General features: G+C 64.7%; 20 protein-coding genes. 5 read left to right on the top strand and 15 right to left on the bottom strand.

The genetic code is table 11. The features are described from left to right. Positions 1 to 2: 2 nt before the first annotated feature. Genes arsH through VHO04_RS17085 form a run of 4 tightly spaced genes read right to left on the bottom strand, consistent with a single transcriptional unit; the run spans position 3 to position 2,611 of the window. Positions 3 to 758: an arsenical resistance protein ArsH gene (gene arsH, locus VHO04_RS17100; RefSeq protein ID WP_329629438.1), complete on the bottom strand. Its 756-nt coding sequence runs from the start codon at positions 756 to 758 to the stop codon at positions 3 to 5. A 5-nt stretch (positions 759 to 763) separates the two neighbouring features. Next, positions 764 to 1,828 carry an ACR3 family arsenite efflux transporter gene (gene arsB, locus VHO04_RS17095; RefSeq protein WP_329629437.1) on the bottom strand — a complete coding sequence of 355 codons (1,065 nt, stop codon included), beginning with the start codon at positions 1,826 to 1,828 and terminating at the stop codon, positions 764 to 766. Between the two features lie 11 nt (positions 1,829 to 1,839). Next, the gene (gene arsC, locus VHO04_RS17090) at positions 1,840 to 2,268 is read right to left on the bottom strand and encodes an arsenate reductase (glutaredoxin) (RefSeq protein WP_293644691.1); all 429 of its coding nucleotides are present in this window, start codon (positions 2,266 to 2,268) and stop codon (positions 1,840 to 1,842) included. 13 nt (positions 2,269 to 2,281) lie between these two features. Then, the gene (locus VHO04_RS17085) at positions 2,282 to 2,611 is read right to left on the bottom strand and encodes an ArsR/SmtB family transcription factor (protein ID WP_293644689.1); all 330 of its coding nucleotides are present in this window, start codon (positions 2,609 to 2,611) and stop codon (positions 2,282 to 2,284) included. A 169-nt stretch (positions 2,612 to 2,780) separates the two neighbouring features. Between VHO04_RS17085 and VHO04_RS17080 the strand changes: the two genes are divergently transcribed. After that, on the top strand, positions 2,781 to 3,266 hold the full coding sequence (locus tag VHO04_RS17080) for an arsinothricin resistance N-acetyltransferase ArsN1 family B (RefSeq protein ID WP_329629436.1): 486 nt from the start codon (positions 2,781 to 2,783) through the stop codon (positions 3,264 to 3,266). 50 nt (positions 3,267 to 3,316) lie between these two features. On the opposite strand, the gene VHO04_RS17075 is transcribed toward VHO04_RS17080, so the two are convergent. The 4 genes from VHO04_RS17075 to VHO04_RS17060 form a co-directional block, all read right to left on the bottom strand. Next, positions 3,317 to 4,585 (bottom strand): site-specific integrase, encoded by a 1,269-nt coding sequence (locus tag VHO04_RS17075; protein WP_329629435.1) that lies wholly within the window; start codon positions 4,583 to 4,585, stop codon positions 3,317 to 3,319. Between the two features lie 477 nt (positions 4,586 to 5,062). After that, positions 5,063 to 5,779 (bottom strand): RES family NAD+ phosphorylase, encoded by a 717-nt coding sequence (locus tag VHO04_RS17070; protein WP_329629434.1) that lies wholly within the window; start codon positions 5,777 to 5,779, stop codon positions 5,063 to 5,065. Continuing rightward, positions 5,757 to 6,140 (bottom strand): antitoxin Xre-like helix-turn-helix domain-containing protein, encoded by a 384-nt coding sequence (locus tag VHO04_RS17065; protein WP_329629433.1) that lies wholly within the window; start codon positions 6,138 to 6,140, stop codon positions 5,757 to 5,759. The genes VHO04_RS17070 and VHO04_RS17065 overlap by 23 nt, the downstream gene beginning before the upstream one ends. Before the next feature lie 141 nt (positions 6,141 to 6,281). Continuing rightward, positions 6,282 to 6,962 (bottom strand): CerR family C-terminal domain-containing protein, encoded by a 681-nt coding sequence (locus tag VHO04_RS17060; RefSeq protein ID WP_329629432.1) that lies wholly within the window; start codon positions 6,960 to 6,962, stop codon positions 6,282 to 6,284. Positions 6,963 to 7,047: 85 nt separating this feature from the next. Between VHO04_RS17060 and VHO04_RS17055 the strand changes: the two genes are divergently transcribed. Next, positions 7,048 to 8,391, top strand: a complete 1,344-nt coding sequence (locus tag VHO04_RS17055; protein WP_329629431.1) for an oxygenase MpaB family protein — start codon at positions 7,048 to 7,050, stop codon at positions 8,389 to 8,391. Between the two features lie 30 nt (positions 8,392 to 8,421). Here the strand turns inward: VHO04_RS17055 and VHO04_RS17050 are convergent, their stop codons facing one another. Beyond that, the gene (locus tag VHO04_RS17050) at positions 8,422 to 9,357 is read right to left on the bottom strand and encodes a Coq4 family protein (protein ID WP_329629430.1); all 936 of its coding nucleotides are present in this window, start codon (positions 9,355 to 9,357) and stop codon (positions 8,422 to 8,424) included. A 116-nt stretch (positions 9,358 to 9,473) separates the two neighbouring features. On the opposite strand from VHO04_RS17050, the gene VHO04_RS17045 reads away from it, so the two are divergent. Further along, positions 9,474 to 10,115 carry a TetR/AcrR family transcriptional regulator gene (locus VHO04_RS17045; protein WP_329629429.1) on the top strand — a complete coding sequence of 214 codons (642 nt, stop codon included), beginning with the start codon at positions 9,474 to 9,476 and terminating at the stop codon, positions 10,113 to 10,115. A gap of 21 nt (positions 10,116 to 10,136) precedes the next feature. Here the strand turns inward: VHO04_RS17045 and VHO04_RS17040 are convergent, their stop codons facing one another. Together VHO04_RS17040 and VHO04_RS17035 are read right to left on the bottom strand one after the other, a co-directional pair. Next, a complete protein-coding gene (locus tag VHO04_RS17040; protein WP_329629428.1) occupies positions 10,137 to 11,576 on the bottom strand; it encodes an MFS transporter in 1,440 nt (479 codons plus the stop codon). 9 nt (positions 11,577 to 11,585) lie between these two features. Further along, a complete protein-coding gene (locus VHO04_RS17035; protein ID WP_329629427.1) occupies positions 11,586 to 14,126 on the bottom strand; it encodes a TonB-dependent receptor in 2,541 nt (846 codons plus the stop codon). Between the two features lie 473 nt (positions 14,127 to 14,599). On the opposite strand from VHO04_RS17035, the gene VHO04_RS17030 reads away from it, so the two are divergent. Continuing rightward, positions 14,600 to 16,051 carry an alpha-L-fucosidase gene (locus VHO04_RS17030; protein ID WP_329629426.1) on the top strand — a complete coding sequence of 484 codons (1,452 nt, stop codon included), beginning with the start codon at positions 14,600 to 14,602 and terminating at the stop codon, positions 16,049 to 16,051. A gap of 67 nt (positions 16,052 to 16,118) precedes the next feature. Here VHO04_RS17030 and VHO04_RS17025 read toward each other — a convergent pair whose 3' ends face one another. Then, a complete protein-coding gene (locus VHO04_RS17025; RefSeq protein ID WP_329629425.1) occupies positions 16,119 to 17,207 on the bottom strand; it encodes a YeiH family protein in 1,089 nt (362 codons plus the stop codon). Between the two features lie 250 nt (positions 17,208 to 17,457). On the opposite strand from VHO04_RS17025, the gene VHO04_RS17020 reads away from it, so the two are divergent. Continuing rightward, entirely contained in the window at positions 17,458 to 18,327 is an 870-nt protein-coding gene (locus VHO04_RS17020; RefSeq protein WP_329629424.1) for a LysR substrate-binding domain-containing protein, read from the top strand. Positions 18,328 to 18,338: 11 nt separating this feature from the next. On the opposite strand, the gene VHO04_RS17015 is transcribed toward VHO04_RS17020, so the two are convergent. From VHO04_RS17015 to VHO04_RS17005, 3 genes are all read right to left on the bottom strand, one after another. After that, on the bottom strand, positions 18,339 to 19,742 hold the full coding sequence (locus VHO04_RS17015; RefSeq protein ID WP_329629423.1) for a TolC family protein: 1,404 nt from the start codon (positions 19,740 to 19,742) through the stop codon (positions 18,339 to 18,341). 10 nt (positions 19,743 to 19,752) lie between these two features. Further along, complete coding sequence (locus VHO04_RS17010) at positions 19,753 to 22,935, bottom strand: multidrug efflux RND transporter permease subunit (RefSeq protein WP_329629422.1); 3,183 nt, start codon at positions 22,933 to 22,935, stop codon at positions 19,753 to 19,755. A 164-nt stretch (positions 22,936 to 23,099) separates the two neighbouring features. Then, entirely contained in the window at positions 23,100 to 24,377 is a 1,278-nt protein-coding gene (locus VHO04_RS17005; RefSeq protein ID WP_329629421.1) for an efflux RND transporter periplasmic adaptor subunit, read from the bottom strand.

Here is a 24,377-nt window from a genome sequence, read left to right as displayed (position 1 = left end):
TATCATGTCCCCGGTAAACCCGCCATCTCGGCCGGCGTGATGACAGGCTCGTTGCGGTCCTTCCGCTCCGAATAGCGATCGACAAGCTGGTCGGCATGACCGCGCGTCAACACGGTGAAGCGCACCAACTCTTCGGCGACGTCGACGATGCGGTCGTAATAGCTAGAGGGCTGCATGCGGCCTGTCTCGTCGAACTCGGCATAGGCTTTGGCGACGCTCGACTGGTTGGGAATGGTGATCATCCGCATCCAGCGGCCGAGAATGCGCAGCGTGTTGACGCTGTTGAACGATTGCGAGCCCGCCGACACCTGCATCACGGCAAGCGTGCGTCCTTGCGTCGGGCGAAGCCCCTTATAGGCTAGCGGCAGATGGTCGACCTGCGCTTTCATGATGCCGGTGATCTGCCCGTGCCGCTCTGGGCTGCACCAGACCTGGCCTTCGGACCAAAGCGAATGCTGGCGCAGTTCCTCGACCGCCGGATGATCGTCGTCGGCGATCAGGTCAGGGAGCGGGAGGTCCGACGGATCGAAGATGCGCGTCTCGCAGCCGAAGAGCTGGAGCAGACGTGCCGTCTCCTCGACCACGAGCCGCGAATAAGAGCGTTCGCGCAATGATCCGTAGAGTAGGAGGATGCGCGGCGCCGAATCGAGCGGGCCAAGGCCGAAGCCGGGCTGCGACCGGACATATTCGGGGCTCAGCGCGGGAAGATGGCCGGGTTCGGCGAGCGTGCGCAAGCGGGTGAAGGCTGGGGCGGTCATGTAGGTCAGTCTTTCGCGGGGACGGATGCCGGAAACCAGCGGCGCCCAAACCAGAAGGCGACGCTCACCAGCAGGATAAGAACCGGCACCTCGACGAGCGGACCGATGACCGCTGCGAAGGCGACCGGGGATGCAAGGCCGAAGGCGGCGATGGCAACAGCGATCGCGAGTTCGAAATTATTGCCGGCTGCGGTGAAGGCGACCGCCGTCGTGCGCGGATAATCGGCCTCGATCAGCTTTCCCATCCAGAAGCTGATGACGAACTGGACGACGAAATAGATGGTGAGCGGGATTGCGATCCGCACGACGTCGCCCGGAATAGTGACGATCTCGCCGCCTTTGAGACTGAACATGGCAACGATCGTGAAAAGCAGGGCGACGAGCGTGATTGGGGCGATCTTGGGCAGGAACCGCGTCTCGTACCAGTCGTTGCCCTTGGCGCCGGCCAGTATCTTGCGAGTCAGGAAGCCGGCAAGGAACGGGATGCCGAGATAGATCAGAACCGCCTCGGCGACGGTCCAGAAACTGACGTCGATCACGCTGCTTTCGAGCCCGAAGAGCGGCGGCAGCACGGTCAGGAAAAACCAGGCATAGATGCTGAAGAAGAGGATCTGGAAGATCGAGTTGAAGGCCACGAGCGCCGCGACATATTGATTGTCGCCCTTCGCAAGCTGGTTCCAGACGATCACCATCGCGATGCAGCGCGCGAGGCCGATGAGGATCAGGCCCGTCATATATTCGGGCTTGTCGGACAGGAAGATCACCGCGAGCGCGAACATCAGCACCGGGCCGATGATCCAGTTCTGGATCAACGAGATCGCAAGGACGCGCTTGTCGTCGAAAACCAGCGGCAGTTCTTCGTAGCGCACGCGCGCAAGCGGCGGATACATCATCAGGATGAGGCCGATCGCGATCGGAATGTTCGTCGAGCCCCACGAGAGGCTGTCGATCGCAGCGGGAAGACCCGCAAAGGTCGAGCCGAGCAGGACGCCCAGCGCCATCGCGAGGAATATCCACACGGTCAGAAAGCGGTCGAGGAAGGACAGGCGCTCGCGCTTCGGTTGCGTCATAGAATTGTTCCTCAGCTGCCGACGCGATTGCCGGCTTCGTCGACCACCTGTTCGCCATCTTCCTTGGCGAAGGCACCCCGCTGGCGCGCAGGAATGAGGTCGAGCACCGCTTCCGAGGGGCGGCATAGCTTCACGCCGAGCGGCGAGACGACGAGCGGCCGGTTGATGAGGATCGGATGCGCCATCATCGCGTCGATAAGCGTCTCATCTTCGAGGCTCTCATCACCGAGGCCGAGGTCCGCGAAGGGCGTTCCCTTCTCTCGCAACAATTCGCGCGGCGAGATGCCTGCCCGATCGATCAACTGGACGAGCATCGGCCGCGAGGGCGGTGTCTTCAGATATTCGACGACATGGGGTTCGATGCCCGCATTGCGGATCATCGCGAGCGTATTGCGCGACGTTCCGCAGTCGGGATTATGATACACGATGATGTCGGTCATGATCGGATTTCCGTCAGCAGCAGGCGAGTTCGGCGAGCAGCGGCTCGCACAATTCGGGGCGTCCCTGACAGCAGTCCTTCGCGAGAAAGAGCATCAGGCCCTTCAGTGCGTCGATCTCGGCGCGCTGGATAAACTGGCGTCCGCGCTTCTCTGATTTGACCAGCCCGGCTTTGGCGAGAACCGCAAGGTGGGTGGAGAATGTGCTCTGGGTCAGTCCCGAGGCATCCACAAGTTGGCCCGTCGACAGTCCTTCGGGCTCATGCTGGACCAACAAGCGGAAGGCTTCGAGCCGGGTAGGGTGTGAAAGCGCCGCGAGCGCGGCAAGTGCGGTGTCGGTCTTCATCCATCGGGATTATCCGATAGATATACATGCGTCAAGACTCATCGGAAAAATACGATACATAGTGGCTGCTTCGCTGTAGCGCCGCCAACCCGACGCCGGACGGAAGGCCTTGATTGCCCGGAGGCGGCGGGCCATTCTGTCCGATCTCCTATCCTGCAACGGTGAAAACATGGATGTCCGTCATATCGTCATGGAAGATGCACCGGCAGTTCAGGCAATTTATGCCCCTTATGTAGCCGACACGACGATCTCGTTCGAGGAGGTGCCGCCCGACATTATGGAGGTTGAACGGCGGATCGCCGCCATAGTGCCGCACTATCCCTATCTCGTGGCCGAAATGGACGGGCGGGTTGTCGGTTACGCCTACGCCTCCGAGCACCGGACCCGCGCCGCATATCGGACATCTGTCGACGTGACAGTCTATGTGGCGCCTGGCGCACAACGAAGCGGCGTAGCGCGCTGCCTATATTCTCATCTACTCCCGGCGGTCGCAAGCTTGGGCTATCATGCTGCTTTTGCCGGCATCGCGCTTCCGAATGAGGCGAGCATCGGGTTACACAAAGCTATGGGTTTCGAACTGGTGGGCATTTATCGTGAAGTTGGACGTAAATTTGATGCTTGGCATGACGTGTCTTGGTGGCAACGGCTTCTGTGAGCGATGCAGTCCGATATCCCCGTTCTCAAACTAGATGTGACATGGTTTACCTAAGCCGCGAGTTTCATCGCCTGGTGTTTCTCGGCGCCGCGTGCCAGCAATCGTTCGATCTCGCTGGATGTTCGCTCCACCGCCAGCTTTAGCGCTTCGTCGATATGGACATAGTCCTGCGTCACATTCTGCGAGGCATGCCCAAGCATGGCACGGATGGTAAGTTCCGAAAATCCGAGGTCGCCGGCAACACTTCCAAAGGTGTGACGAAGCGTATGCGGCGTGACGCCTTTGATCCCTGCCAGGCCGCATACCCGCTTCAGGCAATCGCTGACCGCGGTGAACGGGCCGTCGCCAATAGCCGATGGAAACAGATGCGGGTTGCCGGCTATTTCCGCCTGCGCTTCGAGCACACGGATTGCGGCAGGCCCGATTGCTCGGATTTGCGCCCCGCCCTTGGTGTCGGGAAACATGACATAGCCGCGATCGGGGTGCAGCCAGCTGCGGTGCATCGCTTGGCCTTCCTGACGGCGATAGCCGGTCAGGAGCAATGTGCGCAGCACGCCAAGGGCGACCGGGTTTTCCCCGCCTGCCTCGGCATAAGCGATTGCCTTTCCGAGCATCTCGATCTCGGAGGTGCTCAGTCGCCGTGTTCTTTTCTTTCCGGCAAGTTTCTTGGCACCAAGGGTGGGATGGGTTTCGAGAAGGCCCTTATGCTTGGCGTGGCCGAGGATCGCCTGGAGCGTGCCGACGCAGCGACCCGCCACGCCGGGGCCACCGGTCGCCTTTCCGCCACGGCCTCCCGTCCGGGGCTTTGCAGTCTTGCCGTTCTTCACATCGGTCTGCATCTGCTCGACGATCGCAATTGTCAGATGCTTGACGATCCGGTTGCCGATCAGCGGGCCGATATGCGTGCGGATGCGGCTCTCATCCAGGTCGAGCGACGATGTCTTGATGGGGACGTTCTTGCGGCCGAGAATGTTCCCGGCCCGAGCCTCTTCGAGATACCAGCTGCACATCTCGGAAACCGTCATACCCTTGCGAACCTGGCGGACCTTGTCGGCGGGATCTTCTCCAACAATGACCTCAGCCAGTTTCAGTTTCGCGAGATCGCGAGCCCGGTCGACAGTCAGCACGCCAAATCGTCCGAGGTTCATGCGACGCTTGATGCCCTCGGCATTTCGATACTGGACGACAAAGGTCTTGATACCCGACGCCATGATCCGAAGACCGAAGCCCTTCACCTCGGTATCCCACAGAATGACTTGTTTCGCTTTTGGCGGAACGAGGGCGTCTATGGCCCGCTTGGTCAACTTCACTATCGGCATGCGCACCTCCTGCTGGAGACACAGCCTCGAAAATCGTCCGTGTCTCCAATGTGTCTCCAAATTCGCGGGAAAAGGGGACGGCCGCAGGATACATTAGGTCGAATAGGTTTTCAATAAATTGTGTAAAAATAGGGAGATAGCGTAGTATCGGAAAGTATCGAAAAGGTAGAACGGCAAGTTGCCAAGGTTGGGGTCGAGGGTTCGAATCCCTTCGCCCGCTCCAGTTTTTCCTGACATTTTCAACGAATTGATGCTTCCTCGCTGAGGGCGCAGATCTATTACGCACCCTCTTGCTCGCGATTTAGCGATATTCACGCGCAAGAGGCTATGGCTCTCTGCCCTTTTGGATGTTTGTCGCGGCGCCCGCGATCATCGCGCGTACGATCGAACACCAGATTGGAATAGTCTCCGGGATCAGTCGGCTGAAACATCGACCCCACATGTCGGGATCGGATTTTTCGGCGCGTGACGATAGCTTCAGCTATCGAGACTCTTCTTCTCATAGACCGTCTCGATGCCGGCACCGTCCCATACATAGCAGAGATGCCGTTCCTGCCGGCAATTCGAGAGCAGGCGCGGCCGGAACACGGCGGCGCATTCGCCTTCCTGATGGCGGACGCTGTGGTAGCGGATGCCGTCCGAACCCGCGTCGCGCAGTTCGGTCGCGATACTCTGGGCTTGGGCATAATGGTCGGGGTCATAGATATGCGGGTGGCTGTCCGCAAAACCGCGGATGTCGTTGAGGTCCGCGGCAAGATCGACCGCATAGACGCGCATGTCGATCTCCTGCGCCGGCTCGTCGGTCGCGGCGAGGAAACGGGCGCGATGGTAGCTCGTCTCCGCGATCGCGGTCTCGAGCGCTTGACCGACATAGAAGACGCCGAAGCTACCATCGGTGAAGCGGCTGCCTTCCGGATTGAGATGCGTGAAAGCGGCCATGATCGGTGTCGTGCCGGGACCTGCCACACGATCCTCGGGCGGCACGAGCGTGAGATCGCCAGCCTCGTCGCGCAGCCGGTTGTTGGTCATCGCCTCGATCTGAAAGACCGCCTCCAGATCCTCGGCGCGCGCGACCTTGTCGAAGAGTCCGATCGGCGGGAAACGACTTGGGATGATGCGGTAACAGGGCGCCCAACGGGTCGGCGTGACGGGAATGTCCGCGGGCACGCGTTCAGCCGCGCTGCCCGTCGACATATTGCCGCACGACATAAAGGTCGGAGACATTGCCGGACACCATCCGGTCGAGCGCTGACCCGCCGGCGAAGAGCTTCGCCTTGCTCGGTTTGCGTACCCATTCGTCGGCAGTCTGCGGCACCAGAATCTGAAGACCCTTGTAGATGCCCATCACATAGGAAATCCGCTCGAGCGCATCCTTCGACAGCGCCGCGACCTCGCCGCGCTTCCAGTTTTGCAGCGTCGAACGGCTGTCGAGGCCAAGGATCGCCATCTGCTCCCCTTCGCTGAGATGCCAGGCGTCGGCGATGTTGAAGAAGGTGCGCAGCGCCGGGCCGGTCAGGCTCTTCCGGTCGATCGTCTTTGCCGCTGCCGTCGCCATGTCAGGCTCCCTTTCAGATTCTCATATGTTCCTTTTAAAATCAAAAGTCAATATTTGATCCTAAATGGACTATGGATAGGCTGGTCCAATGAACCAATGCGCGGAGCCCGAACGGCGATGGTGCTTTGGTGAATCCAAACCTCAATCGCTGCGTGCCAGCGCATCGATTTGCCCGTCGAGCGCGGCGATGACGAGGGCGGTATAGTCGGCTTTGCCGGCGGTGCGCGCGATCACGGGGAGCCCGGAGAGGAAGCCCGTCAGGCTCGATATCATCAATATCGCACGCACTTGCGCCTCGGTTTCGGTCAGCCGCCGGTCCGTGGTCCGGATGATCAGGTTGGTGGCGAGTTCGATGCCCGGCCGCCAGAGTTCGGCATAGAGAATTTCGAAGGCCGGGCCGGGACTCGCGATCTCGCGCTGGACGAACAGCGACGGATTTTGCGCTTCGGGGGCGGCGAGGAGAAAGCGGGCCAGCGCTGCGAAGAGGCGTTTCAGCAAGGTGCTGGCCGCATCCGGCGTCAACGGGCCGCCGAGCGCCGCATAAGACACCTCGGCCACAGCGCCCATTCCTTCGCGATAGCGCGCGACGATCGCGTGTGCGCACGCGAGATAGAGGCCGCGCTTGTTCCCGAAATAATAAGTGAGGGCGGGCAGGTTGACTCCCGCTTCCCTGGCGATCTGCCGCGTCGTGACGCTGGCGAAGCCGCTGTTGCCGAAGGCGGTGAGCGCGGCATCGAGAATGCGCGCGCGCGTTTCCTCGCCCTTGCGATAGCCGTCGGCGGCGGTGCGGAGCGGGGCGGCGGGGATTGCGGGTCGGGCCATCGGGGGTGCTTCGTTCGTTCTGCTTGAATTTATATCAATTGATATATATGAGCGATGCCATTGCGTCGAGAGGGGATGGACATCGATGACAGGTTCGGCACTCGAGACGCTTTGGGCCAAGGTGGAAGCGCAGCGAGAGCGCGTGCCCGCGATGTACGGTACAGTCGATTTCCGCGCTGTCCCCGAACGCTTCACTGCGACGCCGGGCGACGACACCGCGCTGTCGGGCAAATATGCTCGCGACCGCGACGCGCTGCTGGCGGACCCCGATCGGGTCGAGTTCATCCGCGCCTATACGATGATCGGCGACGCGACCGCCGATGCCTATGCCGGCCTGATGCGCGAGCATGGCTTCCGCGCGCTGGTCGACATGCTGACCAGCGCCTGCGATCGAGGCGTGGAGAATGTGCCCGACGCGCCGCCCGAACTCATTGCCTTTATCAAGGATATGGAGCGTATTCCCGACTGGCTCGATATGGAACTGGTCGAGGAAGGCGCGCGGGTCGATCGTAATGCGGCGGCCAACCTCGGCCCTTTCATCATTCGCGGCGCGTTCATCGCGACCTTCATGAACAAATATGCCGCGCTGCCGATGGCAATCACCGGCACGCTGTCGAGCCAGACGGCGGGGCGCCGCGTCAAGGATACCGCGACCTTCTTTACCACCTCGGTGCTGCCGGGCGCGCTCGATCGCTACGGTCCCGGCTTCAAATCGGCGGCGATGGTCCGACTGATGCACTCGATGGTGCGCGCCAACGTGCTGCGGCGCCCGCAGGACTGGGACATGGGCGTTTACGGCATTCCGATCCCGCAGGTCGATCAGATGCCTGCGGGGCTCATCTCGGTCTTCCTCCTGTCTTACAAGATGATCGAGGAAGGGCGCGTCGAGTTCACCCCGCGCGAACGCGCGATGGTCGAACTCGCGCGCTATCGCTGCTTCCTGCTCGGGCTGCCGGAGGAATTGCTCGCCGATACGCCGCAAGGGATCGTCGACCTGATGAATGCGCGCAGCGGCACGCTGCGCAGCGGATATGACGACAGCACGTGCGGCGAATTGCTGCGCGCAACGATGGCGGCGGATCTGCGGCCGAACAATTCGCGGCGCGCGCGCATCCACGAAATGTTCGAACTGGCCTTTGCCAAGCTGTTCTTCGTCAAAAACTTCATGGGCGGGGACAAGGCAAAGGCGGCGTCGATCGGCGTGACGCTGACCTCGGGCGATGTCGCGCTGGCGGCGGTCGCGGGTCTGTTCATCTATGCACGGATGCGTCTCTATGCGCTCGCGGCGCATATTCCGGGGCTGCGCGGTGTTGCCGATCGCCGGCTGATCGCCAGGCTCAAGGCGCAACTCGTCGGCTATGGCCATGCCGAATTCACGACCGACGCCGCGCAATACCGCCCGTCGGCCGCGCCCGTCCCGGCCGAGTGATGCGGGGCGCCGACACCGGCGCCCCAGAGCTTACGCCGCCGGCGCGAAGGCTTCCATCATTCGCACGGCGTCGCTGTCGATCGGCCGAATGCCCAGTTCGTCGCGAATGCGGCTGATCGGATCGGCGATGCGCTGGTGCCACGGGACCGCGATCAACTCTCTGGTGGCGCGGCCGTGCCGCCAACCGTCGAACATCACAGTGAGCAGCATGTCGGTCAGCATCGGGGCGTGGATCGCGGCGGTCGTCGCCACCGTTGCCAGAAAGCGCGTCGAATAATTCTGGCCGAACTGGGCCATTTGGAACCCCGAAATCGCGACTTCGCCTGCGGGCGTGAAGCCGTAGCCGCCGACCAGATGCCAGATGTCATGAAGCTGAAGAATCCGGCGGTTGGTACGGTTTTGCGCCGGATAGTCGCCGGGCAGGACGACAGTGTCGGCGTCGATCACCTCGATATCATAGCCATTGGCGTTCAGCATCGACAACAGATCGGCCGCGAGGCTGTCGGCCGCATGGCTTTCCAGGTCGGCGGTGGTCAGCCGCACCTCCGGCTGGGCGATCAGATCGTGCACCCCGTCGAATTCGAGCAGCGCGGCCTCGCAGCAGTCGATCATTCGCTGGTCATAATGCTGGCCGAGCGCGACGACCGCGATGGTCAGGTCGAGTTCGCCGGCAGTTGGTGACGGCGCTTTGGAAACGATCGCCCAATAATCGTCCCACAAGGCGCGGGGCATCGCGACGCGCGGCTTTCCGCCGACCACCCACGGCAGCGCCGCCGCGATCTGCGCGGCGCGCGTCGCGCTGTCGTTGCTCGCCGCCGTGGCGGCCGCAATGGCGTCGAAGATCGGCACTTGCGCGACGGGATCGACGAAGGCAGCGGTCGTCATCAGCGCGGCGAGCCCCAGGTGCGGCTCCTCCATCAGCGGCGGCTGGCCCGTTTCGACCCATTTTTCAAATTCGTTTCGCATCGACAAGTCGATCATGGCCATAGCCTCTCTATTCATTTTCCCTAGATTACGCTATAATCATAGAATGATCAACTTATATAGCTGGCGCTTCCTGCCGCAATGATTATAATCCTGTCATGAGCGAAGCATCCAAAGTCAGCTTTCCAAGGCGAACCGCGGCGAAAGCCCGGACGCGGCAGCGCATCGAGGAAGCGGCGCGGCGGCTGTTCGTGACGCTGGGCTATGGCGATGCGACGATGGCGGCGATCGCCGAAGCCGCCGATATCCACATCACGACGCTGTTCACGCATTTTGCATCGAAGCGCGAGCTTGCCGCCGCGATCGCGGTCCGGGCCGGCGAGCGTTTCGAAGAAATCGTCGCGATGCAGCGCGCGCAGGGCGTGCCGGTGCTGGCATTCTGGCGCAACCAGGTTGCGCGGATCGCCCATGCCTATGAACGCGATGGCGATGGGCAGATCAATCTGGGCCGGGCGCTGGCGGGCGAACCTGAATTGCTGCCGGTGTGGTATGGACATCAGCGGCTTCAGATCGATTTGATGACCGACTATATCGCCGACGAGCTTGGGATCGATGCCACGAAGGATGGCCGTGCGCAAATGGCCGCCGCGATGCTGGTCGCGGGCGGGCGCATGGCATTCGACAGCTGGATGGAAAGCGGCGGGGCGGGCGATCTTGTCGCCGAGAATGAGCGGCTGCTCGATGCCGCCGAGGCCTTGCTCGCCGGTGGCTTGCCGCTGATCCGGCGCGACGCGTCCTGATATCCGGGATTGATCGCCCGATCATTCCGCAGCGGCCTCGCCCAGTTGCCGGATATTTTCCAGATGGCGCGATCGATTGATCGGATAATAAGCGAGGCAAATGATAGCGATGACGGTCGCGATTGACAGCACCGCTATATAGATGCTCGCCAGATTCCGGAGCGTATCGGCGGGGACATGGCCGGGCTGCGCATTCTGCGGGAATTGGACGAAGGCGAGCAAGAGCCCCGCGAGCATGATTCCCATGCCCGATATCGCCTTGTTGACCATGGTTGCGGCGGAGAACAGCAGGCCTTCGGACCGACGGCCGGTTTCGAGCTGGATCTGGTCGGTCACGTCGGCAACCATCGACACCGCCAGGATGCCGCCGGCGATGGTCGTCATCATTCCAAATGAGAATTGCCCCATCAAGAGCCACAGCAGCAGCGGATCGCCGTTGGCCGGGAACAGGCCGGCAAGGCGCAGGATCAGGGGCACGACGCTGGAAATCAGCGACAGAGTGAACATCAGCATCGCCGCCGGCTTCTTGCCGAAACGCGCCGACAGCGGCAGCACGACGACGAAAGCCAACAGGATGCCGATGATCGCGGTCGACGCCACGGTGGCGATCTCGCTGGCGCTCAATTCCCAGAAATAGGTCGAGAAATAGACGGCGAGCGACAGGTTGAGTCCCGACGCGACGGCGAAGAACAGGCTGGCGAGCAGGATCGAAATATAGGCGGGGTGCACCAATATGCCCAGCATCTCGCGCAGCATCTGCCCGGCTGGAACCTTTGGCGCCGGGGGGAGCAGCGGACGTTTCAATATCTCTTTCTGCGTCCCGAGCGTCGAGATGAGCACCGCCAGCATCATGATCGCCGCCGCGACCCAGGCATAGGTGACATAGCCGCCCGCGTTCAGATGGCCGACGGGCTGCGCGGCGGTCGGTCGCAGAAAATAGCCGAAGGTCAGCACCGTCATGGCTATGCCGCCGCACACGCCGAAGAAGAAGCGCGCGGCGACGAGCCTGGTACGTTCGTCATAGTCGCTGGTGAATTCGGCGAGCAGCGCGGTCGACGGAATTTCATAGAGGCTGATCGAGAAACGCACGAGAATCGCGGTGGTGACCAGCCATGCGAATTGCGCGCCGTGCGCCATGTCGGGCGGCATCCAGAGCAGGAGATACGAGAGCGCGATCGGCAGCGCCGCCGCATACATAAACGGATGGCGGCGGCCCCAGCGCGTCCGGACATTGTCCGAATATTGGCCCAGCAACGGATCGAACAGCGCATCGGCGATCATCGCGATCATGATCGCCGTTCCTACCCAGGCCGCGGGAAGCCCGACGACCTGGTTGTAGAACAGCATCAAAAGCGCGTTGAAGCCATGATCCTTGATCCCGAACGCGATCGTGCCCGAGCCATAGAGCATCCGCGTCGAAAGCGGCAGCGTGCCCGCCGGGCGAGAGGGGGAATGTCCCACCCGCCGCGCCTATCGGAACCGATATTCAAGCTGGATGCCATAGGTTCGCGGCGGCGTGAACGAATAGCTTTGCGCGACCGCGAGTGTCGGTGAGGACGCGAGCAGATTGCCGAGCGCGCTGTCATAGCCGGCGCTGTTGAAGACATTCTTCACATAGGCGATGATGCGGTAGCGGTCGTCGCGGCCGGACCAGATCGCTCGCAGGTCGACCTGATCCCAGGACGGCATACGGTTATAGGTGCGGTTGAAGATGTTGCTGTACGCCGCACTGCGCCAGACATAATTGCCCGACAGCGAGAAGGTGCCCGGTTCGAACGCGATGCTGTACATCGCATTGAGGGCGACCTTGTGGCGCGGCGTGTCGGAAAGCCTTGCCCCGACGACGCTCTGCGGCTGCTGGCCGTTGGCGGCCGGGCCCGACGGCTGCGCGCCGGGCTGGACCGCCAGCGGGTCCTGACCGTCAACGAAGCAACACCCATCGTCGATCCGCGACTGGCCGAAACCATAGTTGAACGACAGGTGCAGCGGATTCGCCGGTTGCCACGCCAGCTCGACCTCGACGCCATAGCTTTTCGAGCTGGCGAGGTTGAAGAATTGGGTGAGCTGCGCGCCGCCGGGCTGCGACACGGTCAGCGGCACCTGAAGCCCCTGATAGTCATAGTAGAAGCCTGCCAGATTGAAGCGCAGCCGTTTGCCGATCGTCTGCTTGTACCCCGCCTCGAAGGCGTCGATATGCTCGGCCCCGGTCTGCGGCAGCGCCGAAATGCCGCCGGCGTTGAAGCCGCCCGATTTATAGCCGCGGCTATACCGCAGAAAGGCCAGCTGGTCCTGTGTTGGCTGCCATTCGACCGCGACGGTTCCGGTCACGGCGTCCCAGCTGCTCGCCAGACCGCGCCGCGCGATGCCCGTCGCCGGATCGATCGTGACGGGGGAGGTGACTCCCGGCGCCGGCAGGTAGGAAATCTGCGTGGGAGTCAGGTCCAGCGCCGGCGTATACGAGCCGAGCTGATCGGGCGAGACGCTCGGGTCGCAGCCCAGGCATATGATCCTGAAGGCTTCGGCCCCGCTTTTCTTGTCATGGGTGTAGCGCAGGCCGCCGGTGATGCGGAGCGTATCGGATATCCGATAATCGACCTGACCGAACGCGGCGATCGATTTCGTCGTCAGCGTCGACGCCGCGTAAACGAAATCGCCCAACGGATTGAGCGGCGCGGGCAACCCCGTGAGCGCGGTGGGCGCGCGCAGCTGCAACTGATCTGGCGCGTTGAAGTGCGATTCCTGCGATAATGTCTCCTGATAATAATAAACGCCGGCGACCCATTGGAATGGCCCGCCGGTGTTCGAGGTCAGGTTCAGCTCGCCGCTGCCGAATGATTTCTTGTTGTGCAGATTGAGCTGCGATGCGGGATATACCGTCAGCGCGGTGCAGCCCGGAAGAAAGAGGTCGCATAGTGAACCCGGCGTGACCGGGAAGGGATAGGAAACGACCCCGGTATCATCGAGCGCATAGGAATTCTCGATGCGATAATGCTGATAGCCGCCCAGCAGATGAACGTCGAAAGTCGGGAGCGTCCATTTGATGTCGCCGGTCACACCGAAATTGTCCCGCATCCGTTCGCGCTGGGTGGTGACGGTGCTGAAATGGCGAATATTGGTCGCGCCGGGCGGTTGCGGATTGGGGTTGAGCGCCACGACCCCGGGGAGGAGATAGCCGAACGCCGATCCGGGTGTGATCGACCCGGTGGGGTAGGGCGCGAAATCATAGCCGCCGATCCGGTTGAGATTGCGCGGATTGAGGTCGGTGCGACCGGTGAAAAGCTTCACCCAGGCCGTGACGTCGGGACCCAGATCCGCCTCCAGCTGCAGTTCCAGATAACGGCGCTTGCCGCGGCCGCCTTCGCTGATCCCGCCGGCGTCGTTTTTGAAATAGCCGCGGCTCTGGTCGGAGAAAGCACCCGCCAGCCGCGAGCGAAGCCCCGTCGTCAGTTCCCCCGAAACCGCTGCTTCCAGCGTGTACAGGCCGTAATTGCCTACCGTGCCGCGCAGGTCGGCTTCAAGCGCTTCGGTCGGCCGTTTCGAGATCGCGTTGATCGCGCCGCCGATCGAATTGCGTCCATAGAGCGTGCCTTGCGGACCGCGCAGCACTTCGATGCGATCGATGAAGAAATCGGATGCGGCGATCGAACTGGTCGATGCATCGTAAATGCCGTCGGTATAGGTCGAGACGCCGGGATCGCTGCCGTTGGTGTTGGTCTGCCGCCCGATCCCGCGAATGAAGACCCGGTCATTGCTCGCTGAATAGCTGAGGCCCGGCGTGAAATTCGCGACATCCTGCAGCGTCGTGATGCCGGCGAGCTGGCGCGCATCGGACGTATAGGCCGAAATGGCGAGTGGCACGTCCTGCAGATTGACGCTGCGCTTTTCGGCGGTGACGACAATTTCGGCGAGCCCTGAAGCCCCGTCCGTCGTCGCGCTTTGATCCGCCGCCGGTTTTGCGTCCTGCACCTGCGCCGCGGCCGGTATCGCAACGAATGCAACGCTCGCAAACATCCAAGATATATTTCGCATACCACGCCTCTCCCGCCGCCAGCGATCCTGCTGGTCGATTATTGGCGCGATGGGTTCGCTGACGCGGATCCCACGCTTTTTAAAGCGAAATGCCGTCGCGGCATCTCCCCCGGGAGCTTTGTTATCGGTGTTTTATATATGAGTCTATAACGATATATTGAACTTGCGGCATTTGTCGGACATGCGATCCCATAAAGGGGGGGCGAGCGAGGTTCGCAAGCGCGCGTCCGGACAGGCTATCCCGCTGACAAACCGGGCATAGTGGGGCGATGGATTCCTGCCTTTTGCCGATATGATAATTATATGATAGATTTTTCTATGCTTATAGAATTACCTATAGTGGCGCATGGGAGCGCGGCGGGATAGATCGCCGCGACGATCGCGGAACAGGGGAGAGACAGGATGGATGGGCCGCTTCGCGCGAAACATGGGCCGACAGGCCGGAGGACCCGCTGATGGCATCCGCCGGTTCCGCCCTTGCCGACCTCAACGCGCGCGCCGTGCCCGACTGGTATCAGGATGCCAAATTCGGGATTTTCATCCATTGGGGCGCCTTCGCCATTCCTGGATTCGCCCCGCGCCTCGGCTCGATCGGCGAGGCTTTTGCCAGGGATTACGACCGCGCGGTCGCGATGGTTCCCTATACCGAATGGTATTGCAACGCGATCAAGGTTCCGGGCACGCCCTCGGCCGAATTCCACCGGGCGCATTATGGCGATGCGCCTTATGAGGATTTCAAGCCGCCGTTCGAAGCCGGACTCGATCGGTGGGACCCCGCCGCCTGGGCGGAGGCGTTTCGCGATGCCGGCGCGCGCTATGTCGTGCTCGTGACCAAGCATCACGACGGGCTTTGCCTGTGGCCCAGCCAGGTGGCGAACCCGCACCGGACCGGGTGGACGACCGGGCGCGACATCGTCGGCGACCTCGCCGCGGCGGTGCGCGCGGCGGGCTTGCGCTTTGGGGTCTATTATTCGGGCGGAATCGACTGGACCTTCAACCGGCGCCCGCTGCGAACGCTCGGGGACTTTCTCGCTTCGACGCCGGGCGGCGAATATCCCGCCTATGCGATGGCGCAGGTGCGCGAACTGATCGACCGCTATGAACCGTCGGTGTTGTGGAACGACATCAGCTGGCCGACGCGGGCCGGGCCGCTGTATCGGCTGTTCGCCGATTATTATCGCGCGGTCCCCGACGGCGTGGTCAACGATCGCTGGGTGGCGGCCAGCCTGCAGCGCGACGCCCTGAAGATTCCGCTGGTCCGGCGCTATGTCGATCGCAAGATCAAGGCGGCGATCGCCCGGCAAGGCGCCGACGCGTCGAAGGGGATCATTCCGCCGGAAATTCCGCACAGCGACTTTCGCACCCCCGAATATGCCGCCTTTACCGAAATCCAGACCAAGAAATGGGAGGCGACCCGCGGGATGAGCCATAGCTTCGGCTTCAACCGCAACGACACCGAAGCCGATTACGCCAGCGCCGAAACGCTGATCCATGACTTCATCGATGCCGTGTCGCGCAACGGCAATCTGCTGCTCAATGTCGGACCGCGCGCGACCGACGCGGCGATTCCGGGCGAACAGCTCGGCCGCCTCAGGCAATTCGGGGCATGGCTGCGCGCGCATGGCGACGCGATCTATGGCACCAGGCCGTGGACGCGATCGGACGGTGAGACCGAATGCGGGCAGGCGGTGCGCTTTACCGCCGCGCCGGGGCGCGTGAATCTGATCTTCAAGGGCCCCATTGCGTCCACCCGGCTCGTGATCAGGAATCTGACCGTCACGGGCGCGGGAAGGCGCCTCGACGACGGCAGCCCGGTTACGCTCGAGCCGCAGGGACCGGATCTGCGGGTGACCTTCACTGGCCCCTGCACCGATCCGATCGGCACGGCCGTCGCGGTGGCCGTATAGGGAAGGCAAGCAAAGAGCGGCGCTGCCGTCCCGGCTGGATCGGCACGTCGCGCGGTTGATCGCACGATCAGCCGAGATGAAGCACCGTGACCAGCGCAAAACTGATCGCGCCGAGCACCAGCAGCGACAGGACCACCGCCGCCGTAACGCGTCCGCCTGCCTTGGCGACGGTGCGGACATCGACGCCAAGGCCGAGCGCGGCCATCGACACCACGGTCAGCAGCGTCGCGGCGCCGGCCATCGGCGCCAGCGCCGCCTGCGGGATCAGCCCCAGCGAGCGCGCGGCGATCATGCCGAGAAAGCCGAGGATGAACCATGGGACGAGATGATGGATCGGCGGGCGGGCCGGGTGCGGGCGGGACACCGGCGCGCCGGCGTCGCAGCTGTCCTCACAAAGGCGCGGGGCGAGAAGCGAGAGGATCAGGCAGACCGGACCGAGCATCAACACGCGGACCAGCTTGACCAGCGTCCCCATCTGGATCGCCGCGGCGCCCATCGGCGTCGCGGCGGCGATGACCTGGGGCACCGCATAGACGGTCAGCCCGGCGAACGCGCCATATTGGAGGCCGCCCATGTGCAGCCCCAGCCCGAGCAGCGGCAGGCCCAGTACAACCCCGACGCCGAGCACCGCCGTAAAGGCGATCGCCGCCGCGACGTCGTCGCTGTCGGCGCTGATCACCGGAGCGACCGCCGCGATCGCCGAATTGCCGCAGATCGAATTGCCGCACGCGACCAGCGTCGCCATCCGCCTGGGCAGGCCGAGCAGCCGCCCGATCGCGAAACTCGCGCCGATGGCAACAAAGACGGTGGCGGCGATGCCGATCAGCAGCGCCGGACCCGCGGCGAGGATCGTTGCGGCGCTGACCGATGCGCCGAGCAGAACCACGGCGATTTCGAGCAGCAATTTGGCGCTGAAATCGATTCCCGGAAGCCAGCGGGCCGGCGGCGTCCAGATGGAGCGGATCGCAGTGCCGATCAGGATCGCGAGCACCAGCGCTTCCAGCCAGACCTCGCCGAACAATCGCTGCTCGATGCCGGCCAGCGCGAAAGCGACGCCGGTGACGCCGAGGCAGAGCGCCAGCCCGGGAACGATCCGTTCGATCCTGGCGGTGCGGGGCCTGCGGATTGCGGCGGCGGGAAGGGGAACGGTCGCCATGACGGCTTCTTTCTGAAAGGCGGGTAGGCGATAGGTCGCCCTCGATGCCTTCGCTATCGGCCGCTTTCCCGGTCGTCTCCAACGCAAGTTTCTGCTCGTTTCGATCGCCTGCGCTTGTTGATCGCGCTCACGCTAATCAATCGATTTTAATTGTTGGAACGACCGATATATTCGCTTGGACAGATTGAACAGCGGGGCGCATCCTGTGCGCGAAGGAGACGATCATGCGCCCCCCGATGGCACCGATCCTATGACGCTCGAGCAGCTCCGCATCTTCGTCGGGGTCGCCGAGCGCGAGCATATGACGCGCGCGGCGGAGGCGCTCCACATCACCCAGTCGGCAGTCAGCGCGGCGATCAAGACGCTGGAGGAGCGGCACAATGTCCCGCTGTTCCACCGCATCGGGCGGCGGATCGAACTGACCGACGCGGGCCGCCTGTTCCTGGTCGAGGCGCGCGCGGTGCTCGGCCGCGCCGCGAGCGCCGAGCGCACGCTGGCCGAGTTCGGCGGACTCGAACGCGGCACGCTGACGCTCGTCGCGAGCCAGACGATTGCCGGCTATTGGCTGCCCCCCTTTCTCGCGCGGTTTCGCCGGCGCTACCCCGGAATCGCGGTCACGCTGTCGATCGGCAACAGCGAGCAGGCGGCGGATCGGGTGCGCGAGGGCAGCGCCGAACTCGGCTTTGTCGAGGGCCTGATCGACGATCCGGCGCTCGCGCGCTGGACGGTCGGCCACGACGATCTTGCGCTGGTCGGCTCCGAAGCCGCGCCGGGCGGCGCCGACAGGGATTGGCTGGTCTCGGTCCCCTGGGTGCTGCGCGAGGAAGGGTCGGGCACGCGTTCGACCTTCGAGGCCGCGCTCGCCCCGCTTGCCCTGACGCTCGCCGATCTCGACGTGATCCTCACCCTGCCATCGAACGAAGCGGTCCGCTCGGCGGTCAGCGCAGGGGCGGGCCATACGCTTATCTCGACGCTGGTCGTCGAGCCTTTGTTGCGCGCCGGACGGCTCCACCGCACCGCCTTCGACCTCGAACCGCGCCCCTTCTATGGCCTGCGCCACAAGGAACGCTATCGCGGCAAAGCGGGCGACGCGCTGCTAATGATGATCGAGCGCGGATAAAGACAACCGGCTCAGCTTTTCGTCCACCGCCCGCCAAGCGCCCGGAACAGGTCGACCTGCGCGTCGGCGATGCGCGCGTCGGCGAGCGCCAGCGAGGCTTCGGTTTCGGCGAAGCTGCGTTCGGCGTCGAGCGCGGCGAGTCCGTCGATCGCGCCTTCGCGCTGCTGCGCGCGCGTGATCTTCACCGCCGTCGCGGCCTGATCGCGTGCCGCCTGCAGCGCCGTTCGCCGGTCGAGCTGGTGCGCATAGGCGGAGAGCGCGGCTTCGGTCTCCTCGAGCGCGCGCAGCACCGTGCCGTCGAACTGGGCGAGCGATGCCTGCGTGTCGGCCTCGGCCCCCGCGATCCGCGCTCGCGCGCCTTCCTGGTTGAGAAAATTCCAGTTGATCAGCGGGCCGAGCAGCCAGCGCAAAGGTCCGCCGCCGAACAGATCGCCGAGGCCGCTGCTCGTCTGGCCGACCGACCCGCCGAGCGTGATCTTCGGATAGAGGTCGGCGGTCGCGACGCCGATACGCGCGGTCGACGCCGCAAGGCGGCGCTCGGCGGCGGCGACATCGGGCCGGCGCGCGAGCAGCGCGGCGCCGTCGCCGACCGGAATCGGCTGGTCGAGGCGCAGAGTCGTGCGCCGCTCGCCCGCGATCGGCGGCAGATCGGCGGGGGCGCGGCCGGTCAGCGTTGCGAGGCGGAACAGCGCGGCGTCCCGCTCGGCGGCGATCGCGGGAATGTCGGCGCGGCGCTGATCGCGCAGCGCCGCGATGCGCGCGGTATCGAGCCTAGTCGTCAGCCCGACCTCGGCGCGGCGCGCGGTGAGCGCCACCGACTGGTCGAGCAAGGCGACGATGCGCGTCGCGACGCCCAGCCGCTCGGCGGCCGAGGCGGCGTCGGCATAGGCGCGCGCGGTTTCGGCGGCGACGGTGACGCGCACCGCGTCGGCATCGGCCTCGGCGGCAGCAACATCGCCGCGCGCGGCCTCGACCCCGCGCGAGACGCGGCCGAACAGGTCGACCTCGTAGCCGACGGTAAGGCCGGTATCGACCTGCCAACCCTCGCGGTCGGCACCGGGCGGCACCTGCCCTTCGCTGACGCGGCCATAGGTCGCGCCCGCGCTCAGGTTCGTCGAGGGTAGCCGGTCACCGCGGACTTCGCGTAAGGCCGCGCGCGCCTTGGCGATCCGCGCGGCCGCAACGCGGACGTCGGTGTTCGCCGCGAGTGCGTCGGCGACGAGCCCGTCGAGCACGGGGTCCTTGTAAAGCCGCCACCATTCGGCGTCCGCGGGAGCGGCGCTCGTCACCCCCGCCCTGGTCGAGAGGAAGGGGCCGGACGACGCCGCAGGGGGAGCGGGGCGGGCGTAGTCCGGCCCGACCGCGCAGGCGGCAAGCGTCAGCGCGGATAGGGTTGTCATCAGAAGATTACGCATGGCTTTCTCCTTATTCGGCCGGCTGCGGCGCGGGTTCGTGCGAACCGCCGCGGTGGCGCAGCGCCGCGATACGGTCGCCGAGCGCGCGGCAGACGACATAGAAGGTGGGGGTGAAGAGCAGGCCGAACGCCGTGACCCCGATCATCCCGAAGAAGACCGCGGTGCCGAGCGCCTGCCGCAGTTCCGCGCCCGCGCCGCTCGCGATCAGCAGCGGCACCGCGCCGAGGATGAAGGCGAAGCTGGTCATCAGGATCGGGCGCAGGCGATCGCGCGCGGCGCGCACCGCGGCCTCGACCGGCGACAGGCCGTCCTGTTCCTCGGCTTGGCGTGCGAATTCGACGATCAAGATCGCATTCTTCGCCGCGAGCGCGATGAGGACGACGAGCCCGATCTGCGTCAGGACATTATTGTCCATCCCGCGCAGATTAACGCCGACCATCGCCGCGAACAGGCACATCGGCACGATCAGGATGATCGACAGCGGCAGCGTCAGGCTCTCATACTGCGCGGCGAGGACGAGAAAGACGAACACCACCGCCAGCGCGAAGACGAGCGCCGCCGTGCTGCCCGCCGCCTTCTGCTGGAAGGCGATGCCGGTCCACTCGGTGCCGTACCCTGCGGGCAGGGTGTCGGCGCCCAGCTTTTCCATCGTCGTCAGCGACGCGCCCGACGAATATCCCGGCGCGGTGTCGCCATCGACCTCGACCGCGGGGTAGAGGTTGTAACGGACGACGCGGTACGGCCCCGTCTTGTCGCGGAAGGTCGCGACCGATCCGATCGGCACCATCTCGCCGCTGTTCGATCGGGTCTGGAGGTTGGCGATGTCGGCGACCGACTGACGGAAGGGCGCCGCGGCCTGCGCGGTGACGCGGTAGGTGCGGCCGAGCAGGTTGAAGTCGTTGACGAAGGCCGAGCCCAGATAGACCTGCAGCGTCTCGAACACGCGTTCGGGCGGCACGCCGAGCAGGTTCGCCTTGGCGCGGTCGATGTCGGCATAGACGCGCGGGGACCCGGTATCGAAGAAGGTGAAGACCTGCGCCAGACCCGGCGTTTCGTTCGCTTTCCCGATCAGCTTGCCCGATTCCTCGGCCAGCTTATGGTATCCGTGGCCGCCGCGATCCTGCACCATCATCCGGTAGCCGCCCGCCGAGCCGATGCCCTGGATCAGCGGCGGCGGAATCACGATCACGCGCGCTTCGGTGATGTCGGCGACGTCGGCGCGCGCTTCGTTCATGATCTCGTCGAAGCTGACGCCGAGCTTCTTGCGCTCCTCGAAGCTCTTGAGCGGAAAGTAAGCCGCGGCGGCGTTCGGGGCGAGCGTCTGCGACGGCCCGTCGAAGCCCGCGAGCATCACCGATCCGAGGATGCCCTTGTTCGGCAGGATGCGCGCGGCGACCTTGCGCAGCGCCGCGTCGGTGCGCTCGACCGAGGCCCCCGGCGGCAATTGCACGACCGCGAGGAAATAGCCCTGATCCTGCGCCGGGATGAAGCCGGTCGGCGTCGCCCAGAACAGGCCCATGGTCGCGGCGATCAGCCCGCCATAGGTAATCATCATCCGCTTCGGCCGCCGGACGAGCCGGGCGGTGAGCGACGCATAGGCACTGCTCATCTTCTCGAACGCGTCGTTGAAGGCGTCACCCGCTCGGCTCGCCAGCTCGCGGAGGCGTGAGGGCCTGGCGGGTTCGGCGTGCGGCTTCAGCAGGATCGCCGCGAGCGCGGGCGAGAGCGTCAGCGAGACGATCAGTGAGATGATTGTCGCGGTCGATATCGTCACCGCGAATTGCCGATAGAAGGCGCCCGACAGCCCGGTCAGGAACAGCGTCGGCACGAACACCGCGCAGAGCACGAGGACGATCGCGACGAGCGCGCCCGACACCTCGTCCATCGAGGTTTGCGCGGCTTTCAGCGCCGACAGCCCACGTTCCAAATTGCGCTCGACATTCTCGACCACGACGATCGCGTCGTCGACGACGATACCGATCGCCAGCACGAGTCCGAAGAGCGACAGGCTGTTGAGGCTGTAGCCGAGCCCCGCGAGCACCGCGAAGGTGCCGACGAGCGAGATCGGAATCGCGACGATCGGGATCACCGCGGCGCGCCATTTCTGCAGGAAGACGAGGATGACGATCACCACGAGCAGCATCGCTTCGAGCAACGTGTCCTTCACCGCGTCGATCGACTGCTCGATGAATTTGGTGGGGTTGTAGATGACCCGATATTCGAGGCCCTTGGGGAAGCTCTTCGACGCCGCCGCCATCTCGGTCTCGATCGCCTTCGCGGCTTCGAGCGCGTTCGATCCGGGGCGCTGGAACGCCGCGAGGATCACCGTCGGATCGCCCGAGAGATAGGTGTTGCTGTTGTAATCCGATGCGCCGAGTTCGACACGCGCGACATCGGCGACGCGCACCTGCCGCCCGTCGGCGTCGGTGCGGATCACGACGTCGGCGAACTGCTGCGGATCGGCAAGGCGGCCCTGCGTCTCGACATTGAGCTGATAGGCATTGCCGTTCGCATAAGGCGGCTGGCCGAGCGATCCCGCCGCGACCTGCACATTCTGTGCGCGCAGCGCCGCGACGATTTCGCCTGCCGTCAGGTTCAGCGAAGCGGCGCGGGTCGGGTCGATCCACACCCGCATCGCATAATCGCGCGCGCCGAACAGCCGGACGTCGCCGACCCCGTCGATGCGGCTGAGGCGATCCTTGAGCTGGGTCAGCGCATAGTTGGAAAGATAGGAACGATCGAGCGACTTGTCGGGCGAAACAAGATTCACGACCATCAGGAAGTCGGGCGAGGTCTTGCGCGTCACGACGCCGAGCCGCTGGACCGCTTCGGGCAGGCGCGGCACCGCGATCGCGACGCGGTTCTGCACCAGCACCTGCGCGGCGTCGAGGTCGGTGCCGATCTTGAAGGTGACGGTGATCGTCACATTGCCGTCGCCGGTCGACTGGCTCGACTGATAGAGCATGTTGTCGACGCCGTTGATCTCCTGCTCGATCGGCGTCGCCACCGTCTCGGCGACGGTCTCGGCCGACGCGCCGGGATAGCTGGCGGTGACCGTGACCGTCGGCGGGACGATGTCGGGATATTGCGAGACGGGCAGCGACCAGTAGGCGATCGCGCCGACGAGGGTGATGATCACCGCGATGACCGCGGCGAAGATCGGGCGCACGATGAAGAAGCGCGAAAGACGCATGGGAGGCTCCCCGGACTGGAGGATCGAAATTGTGGTTTCAATTCGCCCCCTCCCGCTTGCGGGAGGGGTAGCGAGACTTGCGGGCTTGCCCGCTAGTCGCAGCGGGGAGGGTGGTGACAGGCCCTCCCCAAACCCCTCTCCCTGAAGGGAGGGGCTTCAAGGCGTCACCGCGCGAAAGTGGCCTCGCCGACCAGCGCCTGACTCGGCGGCGCGGCGGCCTGTGCGACCGGCGTAATCCTGCCCGCGCGCGTCTGCACCTTCGTGCCCGGCTGTGCGAGCTGGGTGCCGGTGATCACGACGCGGTCGGCCGGTGCGATGCCGCCGCGCACGACGCGGAGGCCATCGACGACCGGGCCGAGCCGGACCTCGCGCGCCGCGACCTGACCGTCCTTGCCGACCACCAGCAAAGTCTTGCGCGCCTGGTCGGTCTGCACCGCCGCATCGGGAACGAGCAGCGCGCGTTCGCTGGCGCCGCTCGCCAGCCGCATGTTGCCGAACATGCCGGGCGACAGGAACAGGTCGGGATTGGCGATCACCGCGCGGCCGCGGATCGTTCCCGATCGCGGGTCGATGCCGTTGTCGGTGAAATCGAGCCGGCCGGTGCGGCTGTATGTCGCTTCGTCCTGCAGCCTGATCTGCACCTCGGTTCCCCTGGCGCCCGCTTCCTCGGCGCGCTTGGCTTTCAGGAACAGGCCCTCGGAGCCGTTGAAGCTGAAATAAATGGGATCGAGCGCGTTGATCGTCGTCAGCAGGCTGCCGGCGCTGCCTTCGCCCGCGGCGACGAGGTTGCCCGCATCGACCCGGCGGTCCGAGATGCGCCCGCTTATCGGCGCGCGCACCCGCGTGAACTCCATGTCGAGTGCCCGCGAGCGCACCCGCGCATCGGCGGCGGCAAGCGCGGCCGACGCCGCGCGCAGCTTGGCGCCGAGCTGGTCGAGGTCGCTTTGCGACACCGCATCGTCGGCGACGAGCCGGTTGGCGCGCGCGAGGTTGGTTTGCGCAAGCGCCAGATCGCTGCGCGCGCTGGCCGCTTCGGCGCGCGCTTCGGCGAGCGCGGCGGCGAAGGGGCGCGGGTCGATGGTGAAGAGAAGCTGGCCCTTGCGGACGATCTGACCGTCGGTGAAATGCACGCCGACGAGCTGGCCCGAGACCCGCGGGCGCACCTCGACCGCCTGGCTCGCCTCGAAGCGGCCGACATAATCGTCCCATTCGTCGATGTCGCGCACCAGCGGCGCCGCGACGGTGACGATCGGGATCGGCGGTGCGGCGTTGGCCGGCGCCTCGCGGTGGGTCAGGCCCCAGCCGCCGGCGAGAACGAGCGCGACCGGCAGGCCGATCTGCAGGGTCCGGCGCCAGCGGCGCGGGGGCTGGGTCGGGGTGAGGGCGGCGTCTGCCGTCTCCTCGGACTCCAAGGGGGGCCGGATCGGGGAGAGCATGTTCAT

The sequence above is a fragment of the Sphingopyxis sp. genome (genome assembly GCF_036261875.1).
In the GTDB taxonomy this organism is placed as follows: domain Bacteria; phylum Pseudomonadota; class Alphaproteobacteria; order Sphingomonadales; family Sphingomonadaceae; genus Sphingopyxis.
This window is presented reverse-complemented; position numbering and strand designations above follow the sequence as displayed.